This window comes from Herbaspirillum sp. NPDC087042, from assembly GCF_044745245.1.
Taxonomy (GTDB): Bacteria; Pseudomonadota; Gammaproteobacteria; order Burkholderiales; family Burkholderiaceae_D; genus Herbaspirillum.
On sequence record NZ_JBIUZW010000001.1, the window covers coordinates 647,309 to 658,787 of the forward strand.

The window sequence follows — 11,479 nt, forward strand, 5'->3', positions numbered from 1 at the left end:
GGCCTGGGCCGGATGGTTTGACCGGGAAAGCCAAACAGCAGGGCTGTCGACTAGAACACTTCCATTTCCGCTTCCACGCCGCGGGCGCCGCCCTGGGCCGTCAGGCGCGCGGCCTGCGGCGTGACATCCACCGGGCGCGAAGGCGTGGCCACGGGCGCTGTCGCGACACGGCGGCCGTCCAGCTTGAAGGCGCTGACCACGCTCTCCAGGGTCTCGGCCTGCTGCTGCAGCGCTTGCGCAGCGGCAGCGGCTTCCTCGACCAGCGCCGCGTTCTGCTGGGTACCCTGATCCATCTGCGCGATCGCCTGGTTAACCTGGGAGATGCCGGCACTCTGCTCTTCGCTGGCGTCGGCGATATCGCCAACGATCTGGGTCACGTGGCGCACGCTGTCGACGATCTCGCTCATGGTGTTACCGGCCTGCTCGACCAGCTTGCTGCCGCTGCCGACCTTGTCCACGGAGTCATCGATGAGCTCCTTGATCTCCTTGGCGGCGGCGGCCGAACGCTGCGCCAGCGAGCGCACCTCGGAGGCCACCACCGCAAAGCCGCGACCCTGCTCGCCCGCACGGGCGGCCTCCACGGCCGCATTCAGGGCCAGGATATTGGTCTGGAAAGCGATGCCATCGATGACCGCGATGATGTCCACGATCTTGCGCGAAGACGCATGGATGGAATTCATCGTATCGACCACCTGGCGCACCACATCGCCGCCCTGGGAAGCAATCGAAGAAGCGGATTGCGCCAGCTGGTTGGCCTGGCGCGCATTGGCGCTGTTCTGCTGCACCACCGAGGTCAGCTGTTCCAGGCTGGAGGCGCTTTCTTCCAGCGCCGCCGCCTGCTGTTCGGTACGGGCCGACAGGTCGGCATTGCCGGCGGCGATCTGGCGCGCGGCCACGGTCACCGAATCGGTGGAGCTGCGGGTGGTGGCGACGACTTCAACAATGCGCGCCAGCAGCTTGTTGAAGGCTGCCGCGGTATGGCCGATTTCATCCATGCGGTCCACCGGCGCCTTGCGCGACAGGTCCAGGGTCTGGCTCACATGCTCGAAGGTATGCTGGATCTTGCCCAGGCTGCCGATCACGCCGCGCAAGACCTGGATACCCAGCATGGCGGTCAGCAGCACGGCCACCACGATCACCGCCACCATGGTACGCAGGGCGAAGGCATAGGCATCGTCGCTTTCCTGCTTGATGGTGTCGATCATCGTGCGGCCGATCAGGATATGGTCGTCGAAGCCCTTCTTGGCCGCTGCCGCCGACACCGCCAGGGGAGTGCCGGCCTGCAGGGTGGCGCGGACCCCGTCCATGTCATCGGCATAGGCGGCGGCAAAGAACGGCACCAGCGCCTTGCGATAGGCCTCGATATTGGCCTTGTCGGCCTGGATCAGGCCACGGTCCTTGTCATCGAAGACCAGCGCACGCTCATAGTGGGCGAACTCATCGTCGAGCAGCTTGTTGGCGGTATCGACCGCCTTTTGCAAGCCACTCTTGTCGGACAGGTTGGCAAAGACCGACAGGCGGTAGCCGGCCAGGCGCGAATCGGCCAGGTAGCCCTTGAGCAGGTTCAGGCTATCCATGGCGGGCATGATGCGGTTCTGGATCAATTCCAGGCGTTGCTGGGAGCGTTGCAGTTGCCACAGGCCGTCGGCGCCGACGAACAGCAAGGCCAGCAAGGCTGTCGACAGCGTGATGATGAGGCGTTTGGTAATGGTCATGGTCGAGGCTCTGTCGATGAAAAGAAAGAAGGCGGCCAGACACATTAACGTGCCTGTCCCGGTGCAGGTGACTCGCGTTTGTCGTCGCGGCGTTGCAACGGCCGGCATGATCGCCCAACCTGAATCCGGAAACCGGGCCTGGCATCCCCATGCCATGGCCTGACCCACCGTCCCGGGATAACCCGGTCATTCGCATCTTTCCCCGGATAGTCTCCACACAAACAGGAAACCATCGTTGCCCCGCCACGTAACTATCGTGTACGTGGCGAATATAGCCGAGCCACGGGACCGCAATGCCACGGCACGAGATTTAATTCCCGTATATCAGCCATTCATGAATTGAATGAATCAATACGGGCAAGGCCGGGCATGCCGTGTGCCACCAATATCTGGCATAGTGATCACACCTGTAATCATGTCGTAAGAATAATTCGCTAGCCGTACTGGTATGACTTCTGGTGAGTGAGCAATTTGCAATAGATTTCTGTAACTTGCTATGTCACACTTGCCGGGTATCATCGCCAAATTCCCATAAAAACAGCGCATCATCCGGTCATTACACGCATGTCCTGCCCCAGCATATTGATGGTCGATCCCAGCCCGGAGTCGGTTGAGCTGGCGCGCTTCAGCCTCTGGCGCAGCAAGCTCGACTGCGCCTTCGGCTGGTTCGAGGATGCCGAGCGGGCCGCCGAATCGCTGTTCACCCCCGAAGCCCAGGCCCATCCCGACGCCCTGCCCTGCCTGATCCTGCTGGAGCCACGCCTGCCGCGCATGGAGGGTCTGGAATTGCTGCACCTGCTGCGCAACCATGCCCATACGCGTGAACTGCCGGTAGTGATGTTCGCCACCTCCCATGACGACAACGATGCCCGCCGCTGCCGCGCCGCCGGCGCCAACGACTACCTCGTCAAGCCGGTCGATGCGCGCGAGTTCATGCAGCTCGTGAGCCAGACCGTATCGCGCTGGCTGCCGTCCCATCTGCAACAGGACGACTGAGGCTCCCCGCCCTGCCTGCCAGCGCCGCCCTATCAGGAAAATCCTGATGCCCCTCGCCAGCGGCCGTTCTTAAGATCATTGCAACATCCCCAAGTCCCGATGCCACCGACTCGTCCTTGCATTGGATTGCTTTGTTTGCAATATTGATGACAGAACCTGCCGCCATGCAGGCAGACCCAACCAGGAGCGACGCCATGAAATGGTTCTACGATCTGAAGATCTCCCGGAAGCTGATCACGACTTTCCTGCTGGTGGTTGCGATGGTGGCGGCCCTGGGCGTATTCGCGATCAGGCAGCTGGACAAGGTCAACAGCGCCTCGACCGAGATTTCCACCAACTGGCTGCCCAGCATCCGCTCCCTGAGTACGCTGCAACTGACGATGTCGCGCATCCGCAGTCTCGAACTGCAACACATCCTCTCCCACGATCCCAAGGAGCATGCGGACATCGACGCCAGCACGCAACTACAGATCGACACGCTCAAGAAGACCCAGGCCACCTACGTCACGGAGATTTCCGAGCCCGAGGAAAAGGCCATCTACCCCGAGGTAGAGAAACTGATCACCCAGTTCCTGGGCGAACATGACAAGATCGTTGCGCTATCCCGCCAGGGCAAGGATGACGACGCCCGCGCATTGCAACGGGGCGACTCCACCAAGGCCTATCGCACCGTGCTGCAAGACCTGGAGAAGCTGGCCGCCGTCAACAACGACGGTGCCGACCGCTCCAACAAGATGTCTGACAGTACCTATACCGAGGCGCGCCTGTGGATCATCGGCACTGTCATCGTCTGCATCACGCTGGCCATGCTGATGGCGGTCTGGGTCTCGCGCCTGATCGCTCGTCCGCTGCAGGAGGCGGTATCGGTGGCGCAACGGGTGGCCGGGGGCGACCTGACCACTGCCATCGTCCCCAGCGGCAAGGATGAAACCGGGCAACTGCTGGGCGCCCTCAAGAGCATGAACGACAGCCTGGTGGAGATCGTCACCAAGGTACGCCAGGGCACCGGCACCATCACCACGGCCTCCACCGAGATCGCCTCCGGCAACCTGGACCTCTCCTCACGTACCGAGGAACAGGCCAGCTCGCTGGAAGAAACCGCCTCGGCCATGGAAGAACTGACCTCCACCGTCAAGCAGAACGCCGACAATGCCCGCCAGGCCAACCAGCTGGCGGCTTCGGCCTCGGAGGTCGCCAGTGCCGGGGGGACCGTGGTCAACCAGGTGGTCGATACCATGGGCGCCATCAATGCCTCGTCGCGCAAGATCTCCGACATCATCGGTGTCATCGATGGCATCGCCTTCCAGACCAATATCCTGGCCTTGAATGCGGCCGTGGAAGCGGCACGGGCCGGCGAGCAGGGGCGCGGCTTTGCCGTGGTGGCCTCCGAAGTGCGTTCGCTGGCGCAGCGCTCGGCGGCCGCCGCCAAGGAAATCAAGGAACTCATCGAAGACTCGGTCAGCCAGGTGAACATGGGCAGCCAACTGGTCGAGAAGGCGGGCAATACCATGAACGAAGTGGTCGACAGCGTGCGCCGGGTGACCGATATCGTGGCCGAGATCAGCTCGGCCAGCCAGGAGCAGAGCGACGGCATCGAGCAGGTCAACATTGCCATCTCGCAGATGGATGAAACCACCCAGCAAAATGCCGCGCTGGTGGAACAGGCTGCCGCCGCCGCGCAATCGCTGCAGGAACAGGCCGAAACCCTGACCGAAACGGTCGACTTCTTCAGGCTCGATCAGCAAGCGGCGGTCACGACGATGCGCAAGACCAAGCCGGCGCCGTCCACCCACAGCTTCGCCGCCCGCCCTGCTGCCCGGCCAGCCGTGGCCGCCCCTGAGCCAGCGGCGGTTGCCGCCGCCCCGCGCAAGGTAGAAGCACCGGCCAAGGCCGCCACGGGCTCGCGCCTGCTCGGCGGCTCCGACGACGGCGGCTCGTGGGAGCAGTTCTAGGCGCCCCGCTCCCCGCAGCGCCTGGGCGGCAAGCCATCTGCCAGCCGCCGCATCATCACACCGCAGCATGAAAAAAAGAGGGGCGCATCCTGGATGCGCCCCTCTTTCATTGGCCCTGCTTGTTGTTGGCGTCAGCGCGCCCCAGCCACCTCGGGCAGCTGACGCTGGCCGCGACGGCGCAGTGCCGCCATGCCCAGCAAGCCCAGTGCCCCCGTCAGGAACAGGGCCAGCACACCCGGCTCGGGTACCTGTGCGGCAGGCGTGGCAGGCGTCAGAACGGTCGGCAGCGTGCCGGCGAAACCATAGTCATGCAGCTCGCCATTGCCGGTGAAGCTGTTGGCGTACAGGAAGCCTTCCATCGCCGAGGAATTGGTCACGGCGGCATTGCCGGCCAGGACCGCACCGTGCCAACCCGTGAAGGAGAGGCTGGTGGCGTTCTCGAAGTTCCAGATGATGTGCGTGTTCAGGAAGCTGTTGGCATTGAAGTTGGTGGTATCGATGAAGCTGGTACCGGTGACATTGATGATGATGGTCTGTGCCGTGCCGCTGAAGACGATATTGCGCGAGGCCGACAGTTGCGCGGTGGTCAGGTTGAAGACCGCCGTGCCGGTGGAATCCGGCGTGACGTTGAAGGTGAAATTGTTCGGATCATTGGCGTTGACGGTGCTGTTGGCCGACAGCTGTGCCAGTTGCAAGGCCAGTGCATTGAGCGGGGTGGTGAAATCGCTCATCGCGAACGGCGTGCTCTGGTAGCTGGCGCTGCCGCCACCATTGAAGTTGAAGTGCGCCGCGTCGCTGGTCTGGTAGTTCACGCTGCCGCCATTGTTGATGTTGGCGTTGAAGCTGTCGATCTTGATGGCGTTGATGGCGGCATAGGACGAGGCCGCGCCGCGCGGATTGTTGTAGAAGGTCGCGCCACCGGTGATCTCGCCGGCGACCACACGGCCTTCGATGTCATGACCCGAGGTCAGCGTGGTGGTGGCCACGACGTTGAACTGCGACAGGATCTGGCTGGCCGTCAGGGCAGCAGCAGAGGACATGCCCGAGGCCAGCGAGGCCGCGACAAAGGCAAGGATTTTCAACGAGCGCATAGTCTTTTCCAATCGATCAGCAATAGTCAGGATTGTAGCGAAGCGGCGCTTGCGCCGATCGACACAGTCCCGCCCGGTAATAAAGCAATTCACAAAAACAAAAAATACAACGCCCGCAACACCACAAGCTTACCGTGAGTCAACTGTATTTACCTTGGTTACTTCAACCGCGCCCTCTTCCGGCAGGTCCGATGCCACCCCGTAATCGGCCGGCCAGGCCTGCGGCAGGTAATACGTGCCGAACAGGCGGTCCAGCAAGGGGAAGGTCGAGGCATAGTTGCGATTGATATGATCAACCCGGCTGTGGTGCCAGTGATGGAACACCGGTGTTGCCAGTACCCACTCCAGCGGCCGGAAACGGAACCGCACATTGGAATGGATGAAGAAACCCCACACCGTACCAATCAGGATCACCGCCACCGGCGTGGCGGTGCCGGCCGCACCCGGTCCGGCCAGGCCAAACAGGTACAGGGGCGTCAAGCCGAACAGGCGGGTCAGCACCAGGTCCACCGGATGGGCGCGGGTATTGACCAGGTAATACATCTGTTGCGGCCGATGATGCACGGCATGGAAACGCCACAGCCACGGGATCTCGTGGCTGAGCCGGTGTCCCCAGTAGAAGCCGACTTCACCGATCACGAAGGCCAGCAACAGGCGCGGCAGCAGCGGCAGCGATGCAGTGGTCTGCAACACAGCGGCCGGCAGGATGCCACGGCCCAGCTCGGCGATCAGGGCCAGGGGAAAGCCCATGACCAGCGCCGGCGTGAGACTGCTCAGAAAATAGAAGCCCAGATCCTGCACCAGCGCGCGCTTGTCCAGCTTCTGGTCGCGCACCGCGAACCAGCGCTCCAGGGGCGCGAACAAGGCCGTCAGCAAGACCAGCCAGAGACACAGGCGAAACACGTCCGTGGCGAAGCCAGGCAGATGCGACAGGATGGATTGCAACAGGCTCATGGCCACTATTCTCTCAAACTAACGAAACGGGGAGCAGATGCTCCCCGCCTGACTACCGTATTGCTTAACGCTGCGATTGACGACGACGACGCGCCACCACGGCGGCCAGCGCCAGGGCGCCAATGGCCATCATCGGCACGCTGCCCGGTTCCGGAACGGCGACCAGGGAGACGCTGTCGAGCAGCGAGAACGGCGGCAGGCCGTTCGGGCTACCCGTTGCCAGGAAGGACAGCATTTCGCTGACGCCGGTGGCGGTGAAGGTGAAGGTCTGGTTGCGCCAGCCGGTGAAACCGTGGTTCACGTTGCTGATGGTCGGGGTGTTGAAGGTCTGCGAACCCAGGCTCACTTGCCAGCCTTCGGTGGTGGGACCGGTGAAGTTGTACTGCTGGGCGCCGGCCCAGTCGAAGCTGAGCTGGTAGGTCTGGCCGGCCACCAGGCCGTTGATCATCTGTTGGATGGCACCGATCTGGTACACGCCATCGGAGGCCAGGAAGTTGCCACCGGTCGGGCTGGTGGTCAGGCCGTTGTTGGAACCATCGTTGGGGCCCCACAGCTTCAGGCCGGAAGGACCAGCACCCGTGGTGTCGGCCGAGCCCGGGGTGAAGATGAAGGCATAGCCGGACGAGGTCCAGCCGGTAGCGACCGTGGTGCCACGCAGGTTGGAGGCGCTGGCGTTGTTGAACTTGCCGGCACCGTTGGTGACATTTTCAAAACCACCGTTGACGACCAGATTGGTCGACGTGGCGAAAGCGGAAGTGGCGATCAGGCTGACTGCGGAAACTGCAAGCGTGGCGAAGAATTTTTTCATGATATGAACGTGATCTTTTTGACAATAACAATCGATAGGTAGCAAAGAGCGTGCCAATGATAAATGTCAAATAGAGAAAAAATAATTCCCTTCAAAATCAATAGCTTAAAATTATCAAGGCAAAAATATTAACATGCTGTTACGCAACATCCAAAGCCTTGTAAATTTCATCGACAAGCTTGACACCACTTGTTCTATTGACATCACTTTGCGCGCCAGGCAAAGCGCCCCGCAAACCCAGTAGTTATCGAATAAACAATAAATTTCGCGGGCCAATGCCGCGCTGTCAAATTTACCGACACCCGCTCCTGGCTGCCCTCGCCCCTACTTGCCCAGCAGATCCCGGATGAAATTGCCCGGGATGGCATAGGTGATGCCGCTGGGTGCGGTGATGGCCGATTCCTTGGTGCTATTGAGCACCTTGTTGATGACGCCCAGCACGACACCGGTCTCGGGGTCGTACAGGGGGCTGCCGCTGAAGCCCGGATAGGCGGTGCCATCGAGCTGGAACACCTCGTAGGCATTGCGCTGCAGTTGCACGATGGCCTTGGCATCCAGGGTGCGCGAATTGGGGGCCGGGGTCGCGACCACGGTAATGGCCGACACCATGCCGCGATGCGTGACCGGATGGAAGCCGAGGATGGAGGTCAGCGGAAAACCGGTAAAGGCCAGCATCTGCCCCTCCCTGGCCGACGCCGAATCCCCCAGCCGCAAGGCCGGCAAGGGCGGGCCGCTCATCTTCAGCACGGCCAGGTCATGCAGCTTGTCCAGGCTCACCAGCACCGCCTCGCGCGGCTCGGCCGCACCGCCGCCCTTGGGAACCAGCACGCGCAGGCTCTCCTTGCGCTCGTCGTCGATCACGGCCGGCACCACGTGGGCGTTGGTGACCACGGTCAAGCCGTCACCAATGACGAATCCGGTCCCCACAAAACTGACCGCCGGGCTGCGCAAGGCCAGGTAGGTGCCGATACCGACGATGGAAGGCTTGACGGTCTGGATGGTCTGCACCAGGTCGGCCGCACTGGCCGCACCGGCCGCCCCTGTGGCCAGCAGGCCCAGGATGGGCAGCAGCAGGCGACGCCAGCCGCTTGCCAGGGAGTAACGGGGGATTTTCATGATAGCGACGTTCCTTGTTGCTGCGGGATATCAGGGACCGGCCTTGGCCGCACGCGCCGCCAGCGCCTGTGCCTCGGCGAAGATGGCCGGCTGCGCCTGCAGGCAGGTGGCGCGCTCCTCGGCGATGCGCTGGCGATCCTGCTGCAGGTTCGCCGGTGTCAGCAAGACCCCGGGGAATTGCGCCGGCGCCTGCGGATCGACCAGGCCCAGGTTCAGGCGCTCCAGCACCCGCTGGCCCAGGGCATTCTTGAAATGCCCTGCCTCCCAATACCAGCGTGTGCTGGTACGGCGGTCGCCCTTGGCGGGAATCGGTTCGCACTGGTAGCTCGAAAAGCCGCTGAAATCCCACAGGCTGATCTGGCTATCCGGGTAATCGCGCTGGGCTTGTGCGACTTCCTCGGCCAGTCGTTGCTTCCACTGCTCGAACAGCGGCCACAGGCCGGTCTGCTCGAACAGGGCCAGCATCTGGGCATGGTAGGGATAGATCACCAGTTGCATCACGCGCTTGTCCTTGCCCGCCAAGGCCAGGATGGCGCGCAGGTCGTCCCAGGCCGGCGAGGTGCCGCTGGCGCGATAGGCCAGCTGGCGTGGCCGGCGCTGGAAGGTGGCGGCATACTCCTCGGCACGCTGGCGGAAGATGGCGTAGTAGCCTTCGTCGCGGGCGTACTTGGCGTATTCCAGCATGGGATTGAAGCCGTTGGCCGTGACCAGCGGCGCCTCCAGCCCGCGTTGCACGCGAATGGCAGTGAGGCTGTCGGCCAGGGCCGTCATCGAGAACAGGGTATCGAAACGCCACTTGACGCCGTCGATGGGGAAGCCTTCCTTGACCTGTGCCGGCGGCTTGGCACCACCGTCGACCGGGAAATCGAGGAACTCCATGCCCATGACCACCCGCTGCGGCATGGCCTGCACGGAACGCAGGTAAGCCAGTTCGCTGCGCGAGGTATGGATGCCACTGCCGGAGATCGCCAGGTTGTACGGCACCACACCGTCCTTGCCGGGGCCGGTCGCCAGATGGGATGGATCAAAGCCCCACTCGGCACGCGAATTGCCCAGCACCACCACATTGGCCTGCAGCTTGCGGGCCAGCGTGAGCTTGATCTCCTCCTGGAAATGCTCGGGCGCCGGGCGCAGCGGCGACCAGCCCGGCAACTGCACCACCTGGTAGAGGCGATAGGGGTCGATGGCCACGACTGTGGCCACCACCAGCGCGCTGCCCAGCAGCACCGCCGCCAGCAGCCAGATCAGGAAACGCGAAAAGCGACGGCTCTCATTCATGCCGGCATCCATCCTCAAAACTGGAAGTAAAGAAACTCGGCCGGCCGGTTCAGCGACAGCAGGCTCAGCACCAGCAACACGCCTATCCACAACGCCCAGCGCACTTGGGGTTGCCAGCCGCTGCGCGCCATCGGCACGACCCGTCCGGCGGCAAGATCAACGCCCTTCTCGGCCAGCGCCGGCTCGAAGTGACGCATGATCTGCTGGGTATTGGGGCAGCAGAACACCAGCAAGGCGCCCGCCCCCACCCACAGCCAGGTCTGCACGAAGCGCGCGCCGCCGCCCAGGTAGAACACCACGCCATGCTGCTCCAGCCAGCCGCGCAGGCCATCGCCCAGGCGCAGGCCGATGGCGTCGGGCAAGCCGATACCCGACATCAGCAGCATGCCGCGCAGGATCTCCAGCGCGCGCGTGAGATCGGTGGCGCGGAAGAACACCCAGGCCACGCACACCGCCACGAAGGTCAGTGCCACGCCGGCCACCTGGCCCAGCCGGCCGCCCCGCCCCTTGCCATGCGATCCCCACAATGCCTGCCAGCCATGATTGATCATCAGGTAGCCGCCATGCAGCGCGCCCCAGATGACGAAATTCCAGCCGGCGCCATGCCACAGCCCGCCCAAGACCATGGTGATCATCAGGTTCAGGTAGCGGCGCGCGGGGCCCTTGCGACCGCCGCCCAGGGGGATGTAGAGGTAGTCACGCAGGAAGCGCGACAGCGTCATGTGCCAATGGCGCCAGAACACGATGATGTTGGGCGACTTGTAGGGCGAGTGGAAATTCAGCGGCAGCTTGACCCCGAACAGCCGCGACAAGCCGATGGCCATGTCTGAATAGCCGGAAAAGTCGAAGTAGAGCTGGAAGGCGTAGGCCAGCACGCCGCCCCAGGCCACCAGCAGCCCCGGCGAGCCGCCCTGGTTGAAGACCGCATTGGCATACTCGGACAGGTTGTCGGCTATCAGCACCTTCTTGGCCAGGCCAATGGCGAAGATGGACAGGCCGACCGCCCAGTTGCGCCCCGAGAGGCGATAGTTCTGCGCATCGGCGAACTGCGGCATCATCTCCTTGTGATGCAATACCGGCCCCGCGATCAGGTGCGGGAAGTAGGTCACGAAGAGCATGTAGTGGATGAAATTGACTTCCTTGACTTCACCCCGGTAGGTATCGACCAGGAAGGCGATCTGCGTGAAGGTGAAGAAGGAAATGCCGATCGGCAGCACCACTGCCAGCAGCGGGTAGTGGCTCCCCAGCAGCGCATTGATGCTGCCGATGGCAAAGGCCGCGTACTTGTAATAGGCCAGCAGCGCCAGGTTGACCACCACGGCCAGGGTCAGCCAGCGCAAGCGCGCCGCGCCCACGCCCTGGCTGATCAGCCGCCCGGCCAGGTAGTTCAGGCAGATCGAGCCCAGCAGCAGCGGCAGGTAGCGTACATCCCACCAGCCATAAAAGAACAGCGAGGCCAGCGCCAGCCAGGCGGCCGCCCAGTCGCGCCGGATTCGCGCCAGCGCGAAGAACCCCAGCACCACGGCCGGCATGAAGAGGAACAGGAAACCGAAGGAATTGAAGAGCATC

General features: G+C 63.0%; 9 protein-coding genes. 2 read left to right on the forward strand and 7 right to left on the reverse strand.

The genetic code is table 11. From position 1 onward, the window contains the following. Positions 1-50: 50 nt before the first annotated feature. Entirely contained in the window at positions 51-1,715 is a 1,665-nt protein-coding gene (locus ACIPHN_RS02930; protein WP_400432469.1) for a methyl-accepting chemotaxis protein, read from the reverse strand. A gap of 585 nt (positions 1,716-2,300) precedes the next feature. On the opposite strand from ACIPHN_RS02930, the gene ACIPHN_RS02935 reads away from it, so the two are divergent. Continuing rightward, entirely contained in the window at positions 2,301-2,711 is a 411-nt protein-coding gene (locus ACIPHN_RS02935) for a response regulator (RefSeq protein ID WP_400432472.1), read from the forward strand. A gap of 194 nt (positions 2,712-2,905) precedes the next feature. Next, entirely contained in the window at positions 2,906-4,663 is a 1,758-nt protein-coding gene (locus ACIPHN_RS02940) for a methyl-accepting chemotaxis protein (protein ID WP_400432474.1), read from the forward strand. A 131-nt stretch (positions 4,664-4,794) separates the two neighbouring features. On the opposite strand, the gene ACIPHN_RS02945 is transcribed toward ACIPHN_RS02940, so the two are convergent. The 6 genes from ACIPHN_RS02945 to ACIPHN_RS02970 form a co-directional block, all read right to left on the reverse strand. Continuing rightward, on the reverse strand, positions 4,795-5,754 hold the full coding sequence (locus ACIPHN_RS02945; RefSeq protein ID WP_400432477.1) for a collagen-binding domain-containing protein: 960 nt from the start codon (positions 5,752-5,754) through the stop codon (positions 4,795-4,797). 129 nt (positions 5,755-5,883) lie between these two features. Continuing rightward, positions 5,884-6,708, reverse strand: coding sequence for a sterol desaturase family protein (locus ACIPHN_RS02950; RefSeq protein WP_400432480.1), 825 nt, complete (start codon positions 6,706-6,708; stop codon positions 5,884-5,886). Positions 6,709-6,772: 64 nt separating this feature from the next. Then, positions 6,773-7,516: a DUF642 domain-containing protein gene (locus ACIPHN_RS02955; RefSeq protein ID WP_400432483.1), complete on the reverse strand. Its 744-nt coding sequence runs from the start codon at positions 7,514-7,516 to the stop codon at positions 6,773-6,775. Positions 7,517-7,840: 324 nt separating this feature from the next. Beyond that, positions 7,841-8,632, reverse strand: a complete 792-nt coding sequence (locus ACIPHN_RS02960) for a serine protease (protein ID WP_400432486.1) — start codon at positions 8,630-8,632, stop codon at positions 7,841-7,843. A gap of 30 nt (positions 8,633-8,662) precedes the next feature. Next, positions 8,663-9,910 carry a hypothetical protein gene (locus ACIPHN_RS02965; RefSeq protein WP_400432489.1) on the reverse strand — a complete coding sequence of 416 codons (1,248 nt, stop codon included), beginning with the start codon at positions 9,908-9,910 and terminating at the stop codon, positions 8,663-8,665. A gap of 14 nt (positions 9,911-9,924) precedes the next feature. Beyond that, entirely contained in the window at positions 9,925-11,478 is a 1,554-nt protein-coding gene (locus tag ACIPHN_RS02970) for an MBOAT family O-acyltransferase (protein ID WP_400432491.1), read from the reverse strand. Position 11,479 lies beyond the last annotated feature (1 nt).

What these genes read in the sequence shown, in the direction of transcription:
- ACIPHN_RS02930 (WP_400432469.1), bottom strand. Translation starts at nt 1,715, where the DNA reads ATGACCATTACCAAACGCCTCATCATCACGCTGTCGACAGCCTTGCTG.
- ACIPHN_RS02935 (WP_400432472.1), top strand. Translation starts at nt 2,301, where the DNA reads ATGGTCGATCCCAGCCCGGAGTCGGTTGAGCTGGCGCGCTTCAGCCTC.
- ACIPHN_RS02940 (WP_400432474.1), top strand. Translation starts at nt 2,906, where the DNA reads ATGAAATGGTTCTACGATCTGAAGATCTCCCGGAAGCTGATCACGACT.
- ACIPHN_RS02945 (WP_400432477.1), bottom strand. Translation starts at nt 5,754, where the DNA reads ATGCGCTCGTTGAAAATCCTTGCCTTTGTCGCGGCCTCGCTGGCCTCG.
- ACIPHN_RS02950 (WP_400432480.1), bottom strand. Translation starts at nt 6,708, where the DNA reads ATGAGCCTGTTGCAATCCATCCTGTCGCATCTGCCTGGCTTCGCCACG.
- ACIPHN_RS02955 (WP_400432483.1), bottom strand. Translation starts at nt 7,516, where the DNA reads ATGAAAAAATTCTTCGCCACGCTTGCAGTTTCCGCAGTCAGCCTGATC.
- ACIPHN_RS02960 (WP_400432486.1), bottom strand. Translation starts at nt 8,632, where the DNA reads ATGAAAATCCCCCGTTACTCCCTGGCAAGCGGCTGGCGTCGCCTGCTG.
- ACIPHN_RS02965 (WP_400432489.1), bottom strand. Translation starts at nt 9,910, where the DNA reads ATGAATGAGAGCCGTCGCTTTTCGCGTTTCCTGATCTGGCTGCTGGCG.
- ACIPHN_RS02970 (WP_400432491.1), bottom strand. Translation starts at nt 11,478, where the DNA reads ATGCTCTTCAATTCCTTCGGTTTCCTGTTCCTCTTCATGCCGGCCGTG.